This is a genomic window from Streptomyces sp. NPDC054842 (assembly GCF_053611025.1).
Window position 1 is genome coordinate 1 of sequence record NZ_JBSGZN010000064.1, and the last position, 18050, is coordinate 18050.

Consider the following 18050-nt stretch of genomic DNA (forward strand, 5'->3'; position numbering starts at 1 on the left):
CCCGCACCCAGACCCTGCGGCGCCGGATGAACAGGCAACCGGCGAGGCCGAGGATGGCGATGCCGGCACCGCCGAGCGCCCAGCCGCTGCCGGGCTGCTGCGTGACCTGGAAGCGGCCCGGTCCGCCCCGGCGGACGGGCCGTCCAGGCCGAATGGCATTCATGGCCCGATTCAAGGCGGCTTAATTGCCGCACCCGGGACCGGCTATTATTCTCTTAATGACCGCGTAACGGAACGGACTGCTATCGTGCAACGACCTCGCATAAGCTGCACTTCATAGCAGTGAACTGCTGTCCTTATGGGACCTCAATCCTGGGGTCGGATGGGGGAACCAGAATTTAGTTGAATGCACTCGTTGCATTCGGGGGGTTGTTGTGTCCCTGTCCCATGTAGAGCCAGACCACATGCTCCGCTATGAACTACTGGGTCGGCTGCGGGTGGCACGCGACGGCGTCGACCTGACACCCGACCAGCCCAAACTGGCCAAACTGCTCGCCCTGTTGCTGATCAGGGCGGGTGAGACCGTACCGGGGGAAAAGCTGGTCGCCGAACTCTGGGAACACGGTCCGCCGCGTTGCGCCTTCGCCAGTCTGCGCGTGTACGTGTCGCAGTTGCGGAAAGGTCTGAACGGTTCCGGAGGAGCCTCTCCGATCATCACGAGCTCGCCCGGGTACATCCTGGACTTGCGTGGCGGAACCACCGATGTCCAGGATTTCGAGGCCTGCTACAACCGTGGCCGAGAACGATTCGGCGCGGCCGATTTCCAGCGTGCGTCCGCATTGCTCCGCCAGGCGCTTTCACTGTGGCGAGGCCATGTCCTGGACGGAATCCCGCGGTCCCTCGAAATCGAGTCCTTCCTCGCGGTGCAGGAGGAGAAGCGGCTGAACTGCACGGAGCTGAGCATCGACTCCGCCCTGGCGCTCGGTCGTCACCACGAGGTGATCGAAGACCTCAAAGGTCTCCTCGTCCGGCACCCCCTGCGGGAGACGTTCCACCGCCAGTTGATGGTCGCCCTCTACCGGGCGGGCCGCCAGGGGGACGCGCTGGGCAGCTACCGCAACGCCCGCCGGATCATCAGAGAGGAACTGGGGGTCGAGCCGGGCCCGACCCTGCGCCTGGCCCACGAGGCAATCCTCCGGGCCGACCCGGCCCGCCTGGAGGCCGCCGGCGTCGTCCCCGCAGTCCGCTGACAGCATCAGGCGAATATCCCCGCACGGTCTATCGGAAGACTGCCGGCGTACTGCCGCTGGACCCGACCGTGCGGGTGTCCTTCAGCCCATGCCGCAGCGAACGCCTCCCGCCAGCGGCCGGATCCAGGCTGTGACCTGCGGCCACCGTCTCCTCGTCAGTCCACACGACTCACGGTGAGCAACGGTGGCCGCACCCGTCTCTGCACCGGCCCCGCCCAGCAGGATCGGACCCAGCCGGTGGCGGCCACCACATCGCGCGCGATGTCCACGACAGGCCGCCCGTCAGTCACCACTCGCACAGTGCCCGCAGGGATCCGCCGGTCCTGGAGCCGTGCCTTGCGGACACTGCCCTCCCACTCCCGCTCCAGCTCCGAGCCGAGTTCCCGGCCCGTCAGACGCTCGCGGGCGGTGGCGTCAGAGGCGGTGAGCAAGACCCGCACGATTCGTACGCCGGTCCCGATGGCACGCTCGAACATGCCCGTCGCCTCGGGCAGCACGCTCACGGTGTTCGTATAGATCAGACGGCAGTAACCGCGCTGGGCGAAGTTCGCCCACACCGCTGTCAGGAATCGTGCCTACGCGCGCGGCCGCCACCCGGTTCCGGCGGATACCGGTCACCGGGTGGCGGCCACATGTCCTGTGCTGGGCCGGGTCAGGTCCGAACGGCCTGTCGGACCAGGGCCGCGCGTGAGGCCAACGGAGGCCGGAGGAAGGGGAGATGGGCGCAGCCGTGTTCGGTCAGGCAGCGCTCACCTCGTCGTCGGCCCGCAGCCCTTGTCGGCCCAGCGCCGCCAGAGCCGAGCGCACGGCGTCATTGGCTTCCCGGCTGCCGACGGTCAGCCGGATGCCCTCGTCGGGGTAGTGACGTGCCTGGATCCCGGCGGCGGCAAGCGCGGCGGCGCCGTCGTCCACGGGGTCGGGCGCGGCCAGCCAGAGCGAGTTGGTGTGGCTCGGCGGCAGATGCCAGCCCAGGTCGGCGAGGTGGCGCCGTAGCCGTTCGCGTTCCGCCACCACGCTCTCCACCCGCTGCTGAAGTTCGTCGCCGGCCTGCAAGGACGCCTTCACCGCGGCGCTCGCCACCGCGTTGATGCCGAAGGGGAGTTGCTGATGGCGGACGCGCGCCACCAGGGCAGGTGAGCCGAGGCCGTACCCGACCCGCAGGGCCGCGAGGCCGTAGGCCTTGGAGAAGGTGCGCAGGACCAGCAGGCCGGGATGTGCGTCCAGGAGCGCGATCGAGTCCGGCAGGCGGGGGTCGCGGGCGAACTCCACGTATGCCTCGTCGAGGAGCACGGTCACGTGCTCGGGGACGCGACGCAGGAATGCGAGCAGGTCGACCGAAGTGATCAGGCTTCCGGTGGGGTTGTGGGGATTGCAGAGCACCACGACGCGTGTGCGGTGGTCGATCGCCGTGAGCAGGGCGCGCACATCCTGGTGTCCGTCCGGGGTGAGGGGCACCGCGACGGGCCGGGCGCCGGCCATCGAGGCCAGCAAGGGATACGCGTCGAAGGTGCGCCAGGCGTAGACCATGGAGTCTCCGCGCTCGACGACCGCGTGGAGCAACTGCAGTGCCACGCCCACCGATCCGCTGCCGACCGCGACGTGGGCCGCCGGCACCCCGCACCAGGCGGCGATGCGCTCGGTGAGGTCGTCGGGATGGAACTGCGGGTACCGGTGGGCGTCGGCGACGGCTTCCCGCATCGCCTCGCGCACCGAGGGCAGCGGGGGGTGGGGGCTCTCGTTGAGGGACAGCCGGTGCAGTACGGGGATGTCCATCGGTCAGCCCCGCCCGCCGCGCCAGCGGATCGCGGCCGCGCCGGCGAAGTCGCCCGCGTGGGCGAAGCCCCCGAGCACCACCAGGTCACCGTCCTCGACCTGTCCTGAGCGGACCGCGCGGTCCAGGGTGACCGGGATCGCCGCGCCGAACAGGTTCCCGCAGTCGTCGAAGGTGTTCAGATGCCGTTCGGCGGGGAGTCGCAGTGCCTCGCGCCAGTTGCGCAGGAACGTCCGGTTGGGCTGGTTGGTGATGAGGGCGCCGATGTCGGTGGTGGCGACGCCAAGGCGCCGGCACAGGTCCGTGACGACTTCGGGCACCAGGCGGTTCCCACGGGCCAGCACCTTGGCGACACTCGCGTCGGTGAAGCCGATCCGGAGCTGGGACTCGCCCGGCTCCCAGTACTTGCGGCCGTCGTCGACCGCCACCGTCATGTCCCCGGCGTACGCGGCGATGTGCTGTGTCTCCACGTCGAGGATCGGGCTGGCCGCGGACGTCGTCACGTACCCCACCCCGCAGCCGTCGCCCGGTATCGCGGCCTGGGCGAGCTTGCGCACCTGTGACTGCGTGAAGCACTGGCCCGCCGCGCTCTGCGCGTTGCAGACGAGAGCGGTCTTCGCGTCGGTGGTGGCGAGGATCTGCCGGGCCAGCTTCAGCATGTACACGAACGAGGCGCAGCCCGCGTTGGCCACGTCGACCAACCACTCCGGATTCAGGCCCAGTCGGCGCGCGACCTCCGTGCCGGAGCCCACGAACGGCAGGTCCGGCAACTGGCTGTGGACCAGCAGCACGTCGACCCCGCGGATCTCGTCTCCGCCCTGCCGGTCGATCAGGGGCTGTACGGCCCGCTCGACCATGTCCGCGTTGGTCTCGTCGGCGGCGACGTGGTGCCGGGCCGGCGGCACCTTGAACATGGGGTGGTCGCGGAGCTTGTCCTCTGCTCCGGGGTAGTCGGTGTAGTACGTGGCGGGGACCGGCTCGCCGGGCAGGTAGCTCGCGACGTCGGTGAGGCTGACCGTCGTCACCGGGCCACCGCCTTCGCCGGTGCCGCGCTGACGGGCAGACCGTTGCGGTGGCGGTACTCCAGGATCGCCTTGAGGTTGTTCATCTCCACGGTGTGTCCCGCGTAGAAGAGGCCCCAGAAGTCGCCGACCCAGGCGCGGTCCGGGCGCGGAGCCTTCTCGGGGTGCGGGTTGTCGTCGTAGTAGGGGTGGCGGCAGTTGGTCCAGGTGATCACCGATCCCGGTTTGCCCAGGACCAGGGCGGCCGGCACGACCCGCATGAGGTAGATCATCCAGAGCTTGTCGCCCTGGTCCCACGAGCAGTGGTAGTCCACGGTCAGAGCTTCCGGGTTGGCGACAACTCGGCAGTAGATCTCCGTGTCGTCCTCGAGCCGGTCGCGGCCCACCCACAGGCCGGGCGTGCCGGAGGGCGCGAAGTCGCGCAGGCTGCAGGTCCATTCCTCCAGGTGGTGCCCCTGGCGCAGGTAGTCGTAGACCTGGTCCGGTGGGCAGTCGACATGGGCGTGGATCGTGCAGTACTGCCCGTAGACCTGGTCATGCGGGTAGACGGCGTGGGTGAGCTCCACGCAGTGGGCGGTCAGCTCGTCCTTGCCGGGGTTCTCGATCCGCATCAGGCCGGGGATGTCAGCCAACGTGGATGACGCCTCGCTCATGGGGGCACTCCTTGCTCTCGGTCGTGGGTACGGGAGTGTCGGCGGTAGGCCGCAGCGGGGGTGCCGCCCGGGCCGGGGTGCGTGGCCGGAACGACTGGAAGGGGAGGAACGGCGGTATCTCGTGGGGGTCGCAGTCCACGACGACGAACGCCGGCCCCGTGCCCGCGTTGCCGCGCAGCAGTGCCTCGCGCAGGTGGGCGGCGTCCGTGGCGCCGGTGACCGCCAGGGACGGGAAGGCGGCGGCGACCGCGGCGGCGATGTCGGTGGGGGCGAACAGGTCGTCGTCGCGGCCGCCGCCCTGGAGGAACTCCTCACGCACCGCGCACATGGCGTGCGCGTTGTTGTTGAAGATCACGAAGGTGACGGGTGCGGAGTGCTCGACGGCGGTGTGCACCTCCATGCCGTGCATGAAGAAGGCTCCGTCGCCGGCAAGGACGTAGGTGCGCCGGCCGGTGGCGAGCGCGGCGCCGATGCCGGCGCCGAAGGTGTATCCCATGCCTCCCATGCCGAGCGCCACCACGAAGCGGCCGTCGCGCGGTGCGGGCAGGAGATGGACCGCGCTGGCCCCCGTGTTGCCGGCGTCGACGAAGACGTGTGCGCTGTGGGGGAGGGCGGCCTCCACCGCGGCGACCACCTCGGCGTAGGGGAGAGTACGTCCGGCACTTGCCGACGCCGGGCCCGGTGTGGACGAGGGCAGCGGGCCGGCGTGCGGCGGGCAGCGCCGGGGAAGCGGTGAGAGCCGTTCCTTCACCGCGCTCAGTGCCTCGCGCAGGTCACCGGTCAGTGTGAGGGCCTCCACGAACGGCGGCTCGGGTCCCAGGGATACGACGTCGGTGCCTGCCAGCGCCTGTTCCAGTCCGCCGCTGGCCAGCAGTGGCAGCCGGGTGCCGGCCAGTACGCACACGTCGGCCCGGCGCAGGCACTCCTCGACGTTGGCGTGACCCATCACTCCCGAGACGCCGGCGAACCGGGGATCGCGGTTGTCGAAGACGTCCTTCGCGTCGGGGGTCACCGCCACCCACGCTCCGAGCCGCCGGGCGATCTCGGCCAGTTCGGCGCGCGCGTCGGCGGCGGCGACGTCCTCACCGGCGATGACCAGGACCCGTCCGGATGCGTTCAGGGTGTTCGCCACGGCGGTGAGGGCTGCGCGGTCAAGTCCTGCCGTCGACGCCTGTGTGTCCCGTACCGGTACCCGGGGGCCGGGCTGGTGGAGTGGCGCCTGCTGTACGTCCTTGGGCAGCAGCAGCACGGCGGGCCCGCGGGGGTGCGCCTGGGCGGCCTCCAGAGCGCGGGACAACAGCTCCGGTAACGCGTCCGCGCTGTCCACGCGGGCGCAGAACCGGGAGACCGAGGCGAAGACATCCCTGGCGTCCAGGGAGCCCGCCCTGCCGCTGGAGTCCTGGAACGCCCCGTGTCCCTCCTGGTCTGTCGGCGGCTGTCCGACCAGGGCCAGCAGGGGTATCCGCGAGGCATGGGCTTCGGCCAGGCCCGGGACGAGATTCATGGCGCCGCCGCCCGAGGTGGCGGCGACCACACCCGGTCGCCTGGTGGTGCGGGCGTAGCCGTCGGCCATCGTGACGGCGGCGAACTCGTGCTTGGCGACGACTCCGCGGACGTCGCCATGGCGGTGGACGGCGTCGTACAGGTCCTCGATGTTCGCGCCGCCGACGCCGAACATGTGGGTGACACCCCGCTGAGCGAGTTCCCTCACCAGGTAGTCGACCGTGCGTGGCGCCCCGGACTTGGGGACGTCGGAGATCGTAGGGCTCATGAGAAGCTCCTGTCCGTCTCGTGGTGCCGGTCAGTGAGGCCGGACGGTGAGGAGAGCTGGAAGCGGTGCCGGTACTGCTTCGGGGTGAGGCCCAGAGTCCGGCCGAAGGAGCGGAAGAAGGTCTCGGGGGCCGCGAACCCGCAGCGGCGCGCGACCTGACTGATGGTGAGGTCTGTCGTCTCCAGCAGTTCACGGGCGCGGGCGATGCGCTCGCGTTCGATGTACTGCCCCGGGGTCGCGCCCACCTCGCGCCGGAACACCCGGGCGAAGTTGCGCAGACTCATGTTCGCGCGCCGGGCGATGTCGGCCACCGGCAGTGGGCTGTGCAGGTTGTTGAGGATCCACTCCTGGGCGGCCCGGATCGGCGGATGGTCGGCCAGCTGCGCGTCGAGGGAGGCACTCAACTGTGTATGGGTAGCAGGCCGTTTGAGGGCGAGTACCAAGAAGCGTGCCGCCTCCAGCGCGAGCGGGGCACCGTGGTCCGCTTCCACCAGGGCAAGCGCCATGTCGATTCCGGTGGACACGCCCGCCGAGGTGACGTAGGGGCCGTCCCAGACGAAGATCGGTTCCGCGTCCACCGTGACGTCGGGATAGCGGCAGGCCATCGCTTCCGCGTAGGCCCAGTGAGTCGTCGCGTGTCTACCATCGAGCAGACCGGCCTCGGCCAGCAGGAAGGACCCGCCGCACACGGAGGTGACCCGGCGCGAGCGGGCCGCCGCCCGGCGGATCCAGGACAACAACGCCCGGTCCTGGAGGGCACTGTTGAGGCTCCATCCGCCCGGCACCAGGAGCGTGTCGATCGGTCCGTCGGCCGCTGCCAGCGGGAGGGCTTCCACGACGACACGGGAACTCGTGCGCACCTGGGGGCCATCGGCGGACACGAGGTCTATTCGGTAGGGCACGGCCGGGGAGGCGAGGAGCCGGTTGGCGGTATCGAACACTTCGATCGGTCCGGTGATGTCCAGGGCCATTGCGCCCGTGTACACCACCACAACAACGCGTCGCTCAAACACGATCACAGCCTGTATCGAAGGCGGCACCGGCTGCAATGCCAGATCATTGACGCATCCGGCCAACGGCAGGACGACACCTTCCCCAGATCGAACTGACCAGGGAGTTCAACTCCCGTACGGCGGAGGCCGGGTGAGGCGGCTCACAAGAGGCTGGCCGGTATTCCCGGTCGGCCTGTGGCCTGATCCGGAGAAAGCAGAGGCCCGTCCGGCACGGTGCGAGGTGGCCCGCGCTGCGAAGTGACCCGCTGAAGGATGGTGGGCGTCGGATCTGGGGGGTTTTCGGCTTGCGATCAGCCTTGCCGCGTCAGAGTCTCCACACGGCTCCTGGGAGGCGCCGTGCCACTGCGCCTCGCCGGGCTTGCAGGGTCCTGTCTCGCTGTGGTGGGCAGTCGGCCGTCGGCCGGGCAGCGATGGCGGTGTGCACGGCGGCGGTGGCGATCACTGTCCAGCCGACCACGCTTGCTCCGTCGGAGTGCAGGGGGCTCAAGTCCTCCCGCTTCGCGACCGATGTCCTCCCGGGAAGATCGTTTGCAGCAGTAAGGAAAGGCTGGAAACTATGACGTCAGCATCGGTGCGGCGGAAGCTCGACTTGCTCGCACTCGCCGTCGACGATCTGCGGGCCGGGCGGCCGGTCATCGTGGTCGACGACGAGGAGCGGGAGAACGAAGGGGACCTGGTCATGGCGGCCGAGTTCGCGACGGCTGAGGCGATGGGCTTCTTCGTGCGCTGGACCGGCGGTCTGATCTGCGCACCCCTGGCGCCGGAGGTGGCCGACCGGCTCGAGCTGCCACTGATGGTTCCGCCCCTTGCGGGCGCCGACCCTGTCGAGGCGACAGCGTTCACCCTGTCCGTGGACGCGGCCGGCGCCGGCTCGGGAATCTCCGCCGCCGACCGGGCGCGCACTGTACGGGCGCTGGCCGACCCGCACACCCTTCCCGATCAACTGGTGCGGCCCGGGCACGTGTTCCCTCTACGGGCCCGTCCGGGCGGGATCGCCGAACGGCGCGGGCACACCGAGGCCACCGTCGACCTGCTGCGGCTGGCCGGACTCGCACCGGTCGGGGTGATCAGCGAGGTGTGCCAGGACGATGGCTCGGTCGCCCGATTCGAGCAGTTGCGTGTCTTCGCCGATACCCACAGCCTCGCACTCGTCTCCATCGAGCAGATCGCCGACCGGCTGCACCATCCGCAGACGGTGGTCTCGTGACGACGACTCGGGCCACGATCTTCGATCTCGACGACACTCTCCTCGACACTCGGCACCTGTGGCCACAGGTCTGCGCCGCCTTCACCGCCCGCCACGGACACCGCTGGCGCGCTGAAGACACCCTCGCGCTGCACGGAAACGGGGCTTGGGCCTCCTACGTGGCTGACTTGTGCGCCGAGGGGGCGGGGCCCGGCGAGGTGATCGAGACGTGCGCCGGCGCGATGATCGAGGAAGTCGACGCCGGACACGTGCGCGCGCTTCCCGGAGCGGTGGACCTGCTCCTTGAGGCTGCACGGCACGGGCTGATCGGCATCGCCACAGCCAGCCCCCGCCGCTTCGTCCACGCGGCGCTCGACCGGCTCGGGCTGGCAGCATGCCTGCACACCGTCGTGTGTGGCGAGGATGTCAACCGGGCCAAACCCGCGCCGGACGCGTATGTGCGGGCGGCAAGCGAGCTCGGCGTCCCGCCTTCCGATTGCCTGGCAGTGGAGGACTCCCCGAGTGGCATCCGCTCGGCCGTCACCGCGGGCATGCGTGTCCTCGCCATTCCGCGCAGCGGCACAAAGCTGCCGGCAGACGTCGCGCAGCTGACCACGGCACACGCCCGCAGCGCTGTCGAGGCTCTTCCCTTCCTGACCCGCATGCTCACACCTGACACCACAGCGCGGGCCCCTCAAGGAGCCATCGGTCGCGTGCCGTGATCAGGCGGCAACGCCGGGTCCCACGCCGCCCCGCTCCCGGGAAGGCCTGGATGCACGCCTCGGCTTCGGGCGGGTCGAACTCACTGCGGATCCCTTCTCCCACGTGCGGGCTGCGGTCCGACTCTCCCGGCACCCGGGTGAGGCGGCCGCTGATGTGCCCCGGCGCGGTGCGCGAACCAGACACCTGCAGATTCCGAAGGTCGTCGCGTCACGTGATTTCTGACGCGTTTCACAGATGAGTTGAGCAGTCGCTCGGTCGTGAAGACGCGGCCGGGCCGCTGCGTTCACGCAGGGGCCGGACTGGTGGCCTCAAGCCTGCGTAGGCTCGCTCGCCTCAACGTTGCTTCAGAGAGGCTGAGAGGGGTGGCGTGTGCTGAGACTGCTCGGCTTCTTCGATGACTTCGGTTATTCAGGCGAGTTGGCTGCGGGACCACTGGGGGCTCAGGTGCGAGCGTCCGGCGAACCGGACGAAGCTGAGATCGTCGAGTATCTCGACGTAGGCCATGGCCTCACGTACTTCATGGAGGCGGGGGTCGATCTCGTAACGGAGAGGCTCACCGGCACACGTCCGGCTGCTCTTCGCTGGTGACCGATGGCATGTGGGTGTGGCGCGCGGACTTCGCGCACTACCTGGAGGCGTATCACGTGCCGTTGTCCGCAAGCTTCCTTGCCCGGGTTCGAGGGCTGCGCTACCAGATGCCGGACCTGGTCGGTGCGGACTTCGCACCGGTCTTTGACGAGATCGTCCGCGGGTTCGGATGGACGCATGTCGAGCCGTGGGACGCAGAGTCAGTCCTGCACCCGCAGCCGCGAACCGTTTCGACCCGCGCCGAGTTTGTGGCCAGAGCTCGGCAGGAACGGCCTGCCGGACCCTGGGGCAAGTCGCCACGTAAGCCGCGCAGGGGCAAAGAGCGCGGTGTTCAGTGATTGAAGCTGTACGTGACGGGTCTGATCAGGTGGCGAGTATGTTGCGCGGGCCATCGGCTGTGCGAATCCGGTGCGCGGGCGGCTTCTGTCCCGGCCACCGCTCCAGCCCTTGAAGCAGCGCGCAGGCCGGGCGGTTGCTCCCCGCACCGTAGTCCCCGCCACCCCGACGCGCGAGGTGCTCAGTCGCCGTCGCTGCCCGGCTGATGGGCCGTCAGGTCGCCGTAGGCCGACAGAACGCCGGGCAGATCGCCCGGTGCGTCCCGCAGGGTGGCGTCCAGGAAGGCGCGAGTGGTCGCGGCGACGATCCGCGGGCTCTGGGTGCGCCCCAGGGACCCGACCAGCGAGGGCATCGGCGGCAGGTACAGGGGGGCGTCCATGAAGGTGAGGTGGGCGGCGCCGGGGACGGTGAGCCGGTAGCTCGTCGCGGTGCTGCGCTTGAGGGCCTTGGTGAGGCGGGGCAGGTAGCGCGGGTCGGTGTCCGCGGTGACGGCCTGGGTGAGAGCGAGCGTCGGCTGGTGGAGGGAGGGGGAGAGGGGGCCGTGCGGGTAGCCGTCCAGATCGACGACGGCGTCGAACCGGCGGTCCTGGCGGGCGGCCTGCAGGGCGGCAGCACCACCCATGGAGTGTCCGGTCACCGCGACCCGGCCGGTGTCCAGACGTCCGGTGAGCGGTCCGTTGGGCTCGCCCCGGTCCATCCGGTCCAGTTGGCTGAGGGCGAAGCGGAGGTCGGCGGCCCGGACAGCCGTCCAACCGGCCCCCAGCCGGGCGTCCTTGTCCCGGTCGCCGGTGGAGGTGAGCGTGGTGGTGATCGTCCGGCCGTCGGCCAGGACGACGGCGGCCGAGTCGTAGGGATGGTCCAGGGCGGCAACCACATAGCCGTGGCTGGCCAGTTCCTCCGCCCAGGCAGTGTTCTGGGTGCGCACGCCGCCAGCCCCGGGAGAAAACAGCACGACGGGGAACCGTCCGCCCCGGCCGGCCACCGGGGCGTTGAAGACCGCCTGGGTGCGGGCCCGCGGGACGCCGTCGAGGAGGAAGCCGGGCAGCCCTGCATAGCGGGCGAGGGCGTCGGAGACGATGCGCGCCTCGCGCGGCGTGCGTCCCAGGTACGGGGCCCGCTGCGATCCTGCGGGACTTGGCTGCGCGGGATACCAGAGCTGGACCACGACCGTACGCCGGTCGTGCGGGTCGGCGGTGAAGCGCTCGGGACGGTGCGGGTCGGTCCACTGCATCACGCGGGTGCCGACCGCGAAGGTGCCCGACGGCTCGGGGAACACAGGCACAGGAAAGGCCCAGGCGCTCGCCGGGCCCGCAGCGATCAGGGCGACGCAGGCAGCCGATCCCGGCAACGCCAGCCACCATCGGGCCCGCCGGGCCGGCCGGCCGCCACGGACACGCAGCACCGCGGATATCGCGAAAGGCAGCGCAAGCACAGCACCGCCCAGTACCGGCAGCATCTGCCAGCGCAACCCCGCCACTGCCAGCGCGATCGCGGACAGCACGAAAGCCGTTCCGGCCGCGACAGTGACGCGCGGGCGGGCGACGGCGGGAAGCCAGCGCGCCACCACCAGCACGACAGCACTCAGTACGGCACACAATTCCAGGGGGGACAGGTACAGCCCCATGATGATCTCGGTCACCCGGCCATCCTCGGCTCCGGGCACGCGCCGCCACATCGCCCTGCGGTCGCCTACGGTGTCCACCCGAAGTCGCATCCGGGCATGCGCCCGGTACGGCTGCGGTCGCACCTGGGCGGGTTGCCGGTGCGGCCGCAGTCACCGTCGAGGGCGACTGCGGCCCGCGGTTGCGGTTGTGACCGCGGTGGCGGCAGGACTCATCCTGCGGTCGTATCTCCCCTCTCCGTCCTCAGACGGTGGACTCTGTGTGCCTCTGGACCGTTGCCTGCGGTGGCAGGACCGCTGTACGAACGCGGCACACGCACGCGGGACTTGTCACTCACATACCCGACCCGGCTCCGGCTCCGGCCGCGACGGTGGTGGCGCCCGCCGCCGGGCCTGGCCTGGCGGGTTCGCTATCGCTTGTGGCCGTTGCCGTGTCCGTTGGGATGCAGGACCACCTTCGTCCAGCCATCGTCGCGGGCGTCGAAGTGCTCGTAGGCGACGGGTGCTTCGTCCAGGCTCAGTTCGTGGGAGACGACGAAGCCGGGCTTTGCCTTCTCGCCTGCGATCAGGTCACGCAGCGCGCGGTTGTACCGCTTCACCGGCGCCTGCCCGGTGCCCATGTGCTGGCCCTTGAACCACATCATGCCGAAGTCGATCGGGACCTTGCCCTGCGCCTCCAGCTTGCCCTGGGCCTCCGTGCCGCCGGGGTCCTCGGGCAGGAACACGCCCACCACACCGAGGTGGCCCGTGAACCTGACCGAGTCGATCAGGCCGTTGAGGGTGAGGCTGGCGTCCTCGCGTCCCTCGGCATCGTGTGCCTGGTAGCCGACGCATTCACAGCCGTTGTCGGCGCCCAGGCCCAGGGTGGCCTCCTTGACGACCTCCGCCGGGTTCTGTTCGGCGGTGTTGATCGGGATGGCACCGATCTCCTCCGCCTTGCGCAGGCGGTCGGGCTGGTGGTCGGCGACCCAGACGCGTCCGGCGCCCTTGAGGAGGGCTGAGTATGCCGCCATCAGCCCGACGGGACCGGCGCCGAACACGATGGTCTGGTCGCCTGGTTTGACGTGGGCCATCTCTGTGGCGTGATAGCCGGTGGGGAAGATGTCGGCGAGCATCACGTAGTCGGTCTGCCGCTCGGCGGCGTCCTCGCCCAGACGCAGCGCGTTGAAGTCGCCATAGGGTACGCGCAGGAGTTCCGCCTGGCCGCCCTGGTAGGGGCCCATGTCGGCGAAGCCGTAGGCGGCTCCGGCGAGGGCCGGTTCCGGCTGCATGGTCAGGCAGTAGTTGGTCAGGCCCTGCTCACACTGCTTGCAGAAGCCACAGGCGATGTTGAAGGGCAGGACCACGTACTCGCCGACCTGGACCTTGCGGACCGCCGAGCCGACCTCGACAACCTGGCCCATGTTCTCGTGTCCGAGCGTACGGCCGGACTCGAACGAGGTGCGGCCCTCGTACATGTGCAGGTCCGAGCCGCAGATGTTGGTGGTGGTGATCTTGACGATGATGTCGCAGGGGTGTTCGATCTTCGCGTCCGGTACGTCCTTCACCGTGACCGCACGCGGGCCTTCGTATACCGCTGCTTTCATGATCGCTTCTTTCGGTGCCGCGGCTCTACCGCAGCACGTCTGCTATGGAGGCGGAGCACGCAGCCTGACTCACCACGTTGCTGCAACGGGGTCCGCGGCTCCGGCACGCCTCGGCGGGCCGTTCACCCGGTTCAGGCGGACGGTGACGCTGTCGCCGACTCGCCAGCGGCTTTCAGCGCTGCGGCGGCGTCCCTTTCGAGTCCCCGCCGACTATTGACGCGAAACGCCCCACGGGGACCGATGTGTGAAATTCTCAGACCAAGTCGGTCACCGTCAGTGGCGCGTCTTGTCGAAACGGATGAGTCAGTCGCCGTCGCCCTGCAGCGTGCTGCGGCGTTCCTGTTCGCGTTTGGAGTAGGCGGCTGCGCGGATCGCCTCGTCGCTCTCCAAGCCTGATCCCAGCGCGCCGCCCGCCGTGGCGACCGAGGCGACGAACCAGGACAATGTCCAGTACTCCGTGCCATGCAGCGGCATCCGTGTCATGGAGGAGAACACCTGCTCGTTCAGGATGAACAGGGCCCACACCAGGTTGACGACCATCAACCCCACGTAGCAGGTAAGCACTCCGATTCCCACGGTCAACACCGTCGAGGCGTTGTAGAGAGCCGTTCTCTTCCGTGCTTCCGGCGAGTCCGCTGTCCCTCGATGCCAGAGGTTCGCGTCCACGATCAGCCAGCCGATCATGAGCACGACGGACCCGACCATGGCGATCACGAGACGCGGCGCGCTCAGGGACGCGGCCAGGCTCCACACGGTGGAATTCACCGTGGCGACCGCTCCCGTGGCGAGCGCGGCCGCCAGAGCTTTCGACAGGCCCGGCACCAACCGCCACGGCCGATTGGCGCGGACCATACCGAGGAGCACCCGAAGGTAACCGCGTGGCCCGCTGACGACGTACCGAACGTCAGGGGTCTCCTCCTCGGCGATCTCCCCTGGGTGCACAGGCGCGAAACGACTGGCGAAGGACCTTCGCAGCGGCTGGTTCTGCCGAGGTTCCTCAGCGTCGGCAGTCCTTGTGCTCGCCAAGCTGAGGACAGCTTCCTCCATGGCTTGCCCGGTCCTCGCGTGCAGGCGAAAACCACCCAGTGAAGGAAGGGAAAGCAGCGCCACGCCGTGTTCGTGACTGAGATCCATTGCGAGCTTGCGCCCGTGAGAATGCAGCGGAAGGTCGGTGAGGGCCACGGTGATTGCCCAGTTCTCCTCACTTCCGCGGTCCACGATTCGGCGCATCAAGGTGGACGGATCCTCGGTTCCTGCGGTGAAGGGCTCACTGATCACTTCGACTTCGAACCGCCGCCCCTGACCTCCTTTGTCCGCGAGCCGGGCGGGAAGCTCCCGGGCCACGCGCCGGGCGATGTCCGTCGGCGCATCCGGATCCGCCAGGAGAGCCACGACCGTAACTCCCTCATGTGCCGTCTGCATGACTGCGCCTCTTCTTGTCGACTAACCCCGCGATCGCACGTGCCAACAGGATGTCCCTGATGTGAGGCCGACGCTGGGCGACACGCTGGCCCCCGCGGGCAGGCAGGCGGCACGGAGACCTCCTCGCTCTTGCCTTGCGGACTGCTCTCAGTGGCGGGCGACTGTTGCGTGCGCCTCGGCGACGCCGACCACCTCGTGCTGGGCCGGGTCGAAGGTGATGTCGGTCTCCGGATGCCGCGGCAGGCCGAGCGGTTTGAGGGCGTTCACCGTCCTGGTCGCGGACTGCCCGGGACACCCTCCACGATTCCGCCATTCCGGATCAGGCAGGGGCAGGGGGAGTTCGGGCTGTCCAGGACGGAAAGGAACGCGGCCGCCGTACGAGAAGTTCGACCGTGAACTCTCGCATTCGGGCCAACTCGCGGAGGTTTGGGTGAGCACGGTGGCGGCCCGGTCAAACCTTCCAGGTGCCCACGCGGTCCAGACGGCGGCGCTGCTGTGCCGCGGTGGACGCGTCCAGGCCGGTGCCGCGTTCGGTGAGCCGGCGGGCGGTGTCGGTGCGCTGGTCGAGGGGTTTGTGGTCGTCGTACTTGAACTTCGCCCGTACGTCGGTGACGGTCAGGCGCAGGCCGCGGATGCCGGGCAGCATCCGCCCGTAGGGCGGCTGGTCGACGGAGATGGAGGCGTGGTCGCCGTCGGGCTGGAAGTGGGCCATCTGGTGACGCAGCAGTTCGGCCTTGGCTTCGGGTTCGTCGATGATCGTGGCGTGGCCCGTGAACTGGACGGCCGCGTAGTAGCTGGTGGGGACGCCGTCGGTGGGCGGGCCGTCGGGCTTGGCGCGCCACGGGCCGGGGATGAAGGCGTAGTCGCCGGTGACGGTGAAGGTGACGTTGCGGTCGGCCTCGATCGCTTTCCAGATGGGGTTGGGGCGGGCGAGGTGGATGAGCAGGGTGCTGCCGTCGACCGTGAAGTGGGTGGGTACGACGACCGGTGCCCGGCCGGGCAGGCCGTTGGCGGCGAGGATGCCGAAGTCGTGGCCCTCGGCGATCCAGGTCTGCCATTCGGCGTCGTCCAGGGCGGCGTCCCAGGGCTGGATGAACATCGTGCAAGTCCCTTCCGGGTCGTGTCGTGCAGGGGGTCAGGCGAGGGCGAGGAGGCTCACGGCGACGGCCGCGGTGCCCAGGCCGATCAGCTGGCCACGGTGGATGCGTTCGGCCAGGACGCTGCGGGCGAGCAGGACGGTGCCGGCCGGGTACAGAGCGGTGATCACGGCGACAACCGCCAGGTCGCCGTCGCGGGCGGCGAGCAGGAACAGCAGGTTGGCCACCGAGTCCAGCACACCGGCCGTCGCCGCCATCGCGTACGCGGGCTTCTGTGAACCCAGTCGCCGGTACATCACGCCGGCTGCCGCCATGGTGACCGCGGAAGAGACGGCTCGGCCGATGATGAGCGGACCGACGCCGCTGTCGGCCGGTGCCTGGTGCAAGAAGATCAGCTGCAGGGCGATGGCGGCCCCGGCACCGAAGGCCAGGAGGAGGGCCGTGCGCGAGGGGCGGGCCGACTTCGCGCCGTGTCCGGCACTGACCAGCACCACCGCCGCCAACGCCAGCGGCAGGCCGATCAGTCCGGCCGGGCCCAGCCGCTCGCCCTGCGACAGGCCGACGCCGACCGGCAGCATCGCCGAGATCAGCGCGGTGACGGGCGAGAGCACGTTCATCGGGCCGATCGCGAGCGTGCGGTAGAGCAGCGCGAACGCTGCGGCCGAGGCCACGCCGGACGCCGCACCCCAGCCGAGGGTGGCGGGAGCGAAGGAAGCGCCGAGGAAGGGCCACAGCAGCAGCTCGACGACGAGTGAAGCCGGCGCGGCGATCATCACGGTCCGCAGGACGTGGGCCTTGCGGGAGCCGAGGCCGCCGAGGAAGTCGGCGCAGCCGTAGGCCAGGGAGCTGCCCAGGGCCAGCAGCAGAGCGATCACGGGTACATCCCTTACTATCGATGGAACGACCACACCGTACAACGCACCGACCGGAACGAGTCAACCGAACGACCATGCGGTGCGCTGGACTGACCGCTTGCTGGAGACTGAGAGGCCATGACCGAGACCGAGGCGGCACTGCGGACGCTCGCGCACAACGTCCGGGCGGCTCGTACCCGCGCCGGGCTGTCCCTGGATGAACTCGGCCGCCGGGCCAAGGTCAGCAAAGGCGCCCTGGTCGCCCTGGAGAAAGCCCAGGGCAACCCCAACTTCGCCACCCTCGTCCGCCTGGCCGACACCCTCGGCATCTCGGTGTCCGCGCTGATGGAAGGGCCGGCGGAAGGTCGCGTGAGGGTTGTGTCCGCGGATTCCGTCATGCCCCTGTGGACGGGAGAGAAGGGCGGCGAAGCCCGGCTCATGCTCACCACGGGCGGGGCGGCCCCGGTCGAGGTCTGGCGCTGGACACTCGAACCGGGGGAGGAGTACCCCAGCCACCCGCACCAGGCCGGCGTCGTGGAGACCGTCAGCGTCACAGCCGGCCGGATGACGCTCGTCGTCGACGGCACCGAGCATCGCGTGGAGGCAGGGCAGACCGCCACGTTCGACGGCGACGCCCCTCACACCTACCGCGGCGCGGGCACCGCGGCCTGCCACCTGATCATGACTGTTCACCTCCCGCCCGGCCCGGGCTCCGGGGTCTGAATTCGAGCCGTGTCACCGCCGACGCGTGAGAGGTGTCCGGGCGGTGTGCGCGATGGCAGGGTGCTGCGAAAACGTACCCCCGTCGCCGGCCACCACAGGCCTGAGCACGGGCCGCGCGACCAGCGTTCCAGGCTGCTTGGCCGCGGCGGCGAGGGCACTTCCGGAAACGTCACGCCGCCCGGCGCTCACGCCGCTCCGGCTCCTGACATAGCCGTCGGCGCAATCGTTCCCCGTGGGCCGAGGGCTCCTCCCCGGCAGGACCGGCGTCATGCGAGGGCGGCTCGGCCGCCGCTGTGCGAGGGCGGCGTGGCCGCGAAGGGGTCGGACCGGCGCCGAAACAGGGCCACTTGCTGCGACGTCATGAACCGGACGGCGGGCGACTCCCGCGCCGTACCACCGACACGGCAGCGCGGTCTGCTCGCGGGACTGCGTCTTCTTCCCTATGGGCGTCCTCCGACCGGCGGCAGTCTGCTGGAAAACACGGCTTGGAGGCT

Annotated in this window: 15 protein-coding genes and 2 pseudogenes; 5 read left to right on the forward strand and 12 right to left on the reverse strand. The window is 69.9% G+C overall.

What is annotated here, in order from left to right:
- Nucleotides 1–112: pseudogene (locus ACWGIS_RS32975) on the reverse strand (cytochrome c biogenesis protein ResB); the annotation flags it as partial.
- 292 nt (nt 113–404) lie between these two features.
- Between ACWGIS_RS32975 and ACWGIS_RS32980 the strand changes: the two are divergent.
- Nucleotides 405–1190, forward strand: coding sequence for an AfsR/SARP family transcriptional regulator (locus ACWGIS_RS32980; protein ID WP_453366173.1), 786 nt, complete (start codon nt 405–407; stop codon nt 1188–1190).
- Nucleotides 1191–1345: 155 nt separating this feature from the next.
- Here ACWGIS_RS32980 and ACWGIS_RS32985 read toward each other — a convergent pair.
- From ACWGIS_RS32985 to ACWGIS_RS33010, 6 genes and pseudogenes are all read right to left on the reverse strand, one after another.
- A pseudogene (locus tag ACWGIS_RS32985) lies at nt 1346–1756 on the reverse strand (hypothetical protein); the annotation flags it as partial.
- 172 nt (nt 1757–1928) lie between these two features.
- Nucleotides 1929–2963: a histidinol-phosphate transaminase gene (locus ACWGIS_RS32990; RefSeq protein WP_453366174.1), complete on the reverse strand. Its 1035-nt coding sequence runs from the start codon at nt 2961–2963 to the stop codon at nt 1929–1931.
- A 3-nt stretch (nt 2964–2966) separates the two neighbouring features.
- A complete protein-coding gene (locus ACWGIS_RS32995) occupies nt 2967–3986 on the reverse strand; it encodes a 3-oxoacyl-ACP synthase III family protein (protein ID WP_453366175.1) in 1020 nt (339 codons plus the stop codon).
- Nucleotides 3983–4636, reverse strand: coding sequence for an SRPBCC family protein (locus ACWGIS_RS33000; RefSeq protein ID WP_453366176.1), 654 nt, complete (start codon nt 4634–4636; stop codon nt 3983–3985). Before ACWGIS_RS33000 ends, ACWGIS_RS32995 begins: the two co-directional genes overlap by 4 nt.
- Nucleotides 4608–6407: a thiamine pyrophosphate-binding protein gene (locus ACWGIS_RS33005; protein WP_453366177.1), complete on the reverse strand. Its 1800-nt coding sequence runs from the start codon at nt 6405–6407 to the stop codon at nt 4608–4610. The genes ACWGIS_RS33000 and ACWGIS_RS33005 overlap by 29 nt, the downstream gene beginning before the upstream one ends.
- Nucleotides 6404–7447, reverse strand: coding sequence for a GlxA family transcriptional regulator (locus ACWGIS_RS33010; protein ID WP_453366193.1), 1044 nt, complete (start codon nt 7445–7447; stop codon nt 6404–6406). Before ACWGIS_RS33010 ends, ACWGIS_RS33005 begins: the two co-directional genes overlap by 4 nt.
- 529 nt (nt 7448–7976) lie before the next feature.
- Between ACWGIS_RS33010 and ribB the strand changes: the two genes are divergently transcribed.
- The 3 genes from ribB (at nt 7977) to ACWGIS_RS33025 (ending at nt 10255) form a co-directional block, all read left to right on the forward strand.
- On the forward strand, nt 7977–8627 hold the full coding sequence (gene ribB, locus ACWGIS_RS33015) for a 3,4-dihydroxy-2-butanone-4-phosphate synthase (protein ID WP_453366178.1): 651 nt from the start codon (nt 7977–7979) through the stop codon (nt 8625–8627).
- Nucleotides 8624–9328 carry an HAD family hydrolase gene (locus ACWGIS_RS33020; RefSeq protein ID WP_453366179.1) on the forward strand — a complete coding sequence of 235 codons (705 nt, stop codon included), beginning with the start codon at nt 8624–8626 and terminating at the stop codon, nt 9326–9328. Before ribB ends, ACWGIS_RS33020 begins: the two co-directional genes overlap by 4 nt.
- Nucleotides 9329–9913: 585 nt before the next feature.
- Nucleotides 9914–10255, forward strand: coding sequence for a hypothetical protein (locus ACWGIS_RS33025; RefSeq protein ID WP_453366180.1), 342 nt, complete (start codon nt 9914–9916; stop codon nt 10253–10255).
- Nucleotides 10256–10434: 179 nt separating this feature from the next.
- Here ACWGIS_RS33025 and ACWGIS_RS33030 read toward each other — a convergent pair whose 3' ends face one another.
- The 5 genes from ACWGIS_RS33030 to ACWGIS_RS33050 form a co-directional block, all read right to left on the reverse strand.
- Nucleotides 10435–11928: an alpha/beta hydrolase family protein gene (locus ACWGIS_RS33030; RefSeq protein ID WP_453366194.1), complete on the reverse strand. Its 1494-nt coding sequence runs from the start codon at nt 11926–11928 to the stop codon at nt 10435–10437.
- 356 nt (nt 11929–12284) lie between these two features.
- Nucleotides 12285–13460 carry a glutathione-independent formaldehyde dehydrogenase gene (locus tag ACWGIS_RS33035; RefSeq protein ID WP_453366181.1) on the reverse strand — a complete coding sequence of 392 codons (1176 nt, stop codon included), beginning with the start codon at nt 13458–13460 and terminating at the stop codon, nt 12285–12287.
- 303 nt (nt 13461–13763) lie between these two features.
- Entirely contained in the window at nt 13764–14852 is a 1089-nt protein-coding gene (locus ACWGIS_RS33040) for a hypothetical protein (RefSeq protein ID WP_453366182.1), read from the reverse strand.
- A gap of 481 nt (nt 14853–15333) precedes the next feature.
- Nucleotides 15334–15981, reverse strand: coding sequence for an FMN-binding negative transcriptional regulator (locus ACWGIS_RS33045; protein ID WP_453366183.1), 648 nt, complete (start codon nt 15979–15981; stop codon nt 15334–15336).
- Nucleotides 15982–16017: 36 nt separating this feature from the next.
- Nucleotides 16018–16854 (reverse strand): EamA family transporter, encoded by an 837-nt coding sequence (locus ACWGIS_RS33050; RefSeq protein ID WP_453366184.1) that lies wholly within the window; start codon nt 16852–16854, stop codon nt 16018–16020.
- A 117-nt stretch (nt 16855–16971) separates the two neighbouring features.
- On the opposite strand from ACWGIS_RS33050, the gene ACWGIS_RS33055 reads away from it, so the two are divergent.
- Complete coding sequence (locus ACWGIS_RS33055; RefSeq protein ID WP_453366185.1) at nt 16972–17556, forward strand: helix-turn-helix domain-containing protein; 585 nt, start codon at nt 16972–16974, stop codon at nt 17554–17556.
- Nucleotides 17557–18050 lie beyond the last annotated feature (494 nt).

Excerpts from the sequence above, each read along its gene's own strand:
- ACWGIS_RS33045 (WP_453366183.1), bottom strand. The coding sequence starts at position 15,981 with ATGTTCATCCAGCCCTGGGACGCCGCCCTGGACGACGCCGAATGGCAG.
- ACWGIS_RS32980 (WP_453366173.1), top strand. The coding sequence starts at position 405 with ATGCTCCGCTATGAACTACTGGGTCGGCTGCGGGTGGCACGCGACGGC.
- ACWGIS_RS33055 (WP_453366185.1), top strand. The coding sequence starts at position 16,972 with ATGACCGAGACCGAGGCGGCACTGCGGACGCTCGCGCACAACGTCCGG.
- ACWGIS_RS32990 (WP_453366174.1), bottom strand. The coding sequence starts at position 2,963 with ATGGACATCCCCGTACTGCACCGGCTGTCCCTCAACGAGAGCCCCCAC.
- ACWGIS_RS33005 (WP_453366177.1), bottom strand. The coding sequence starts at position 6,407 with ATGAGCCCTACGATCTCCGACGTCCCCAAGTCCGGGGCGCCACGCACG.
- ACWGIS_RS33030 (WP_453366194.1), bottom strand. The coding sequence starts at position 11,928 with ATGTGGCGGCGCGTGCCCGGAGCCGAGGATGGCCGGGTGACCGAGATC.
- ribB (WP_453366178.1), top strand. The coding sequence starts at position 7,977 with ATGACGTCAGCATCGGTGCGGCGGAAGCTCGACTTGCTCGCACTCGCC.
- ACWGIS_RS33000 (WP_453366176.1), bottom strand. The coding sequence starts at position 4,636 with ATGAGCGAGGCGTCATCCACGTTGGCTGACATCCCCGGCCTGATGCGG.
- ACWGIS_RS33035 (WP_453366181.1), bottom strand. The coding sequence starts at position 13,460 with ATGAAAGCAGCGGTATACGAAGGCCCGCGTGCGGTCACGGTGAAGGAC.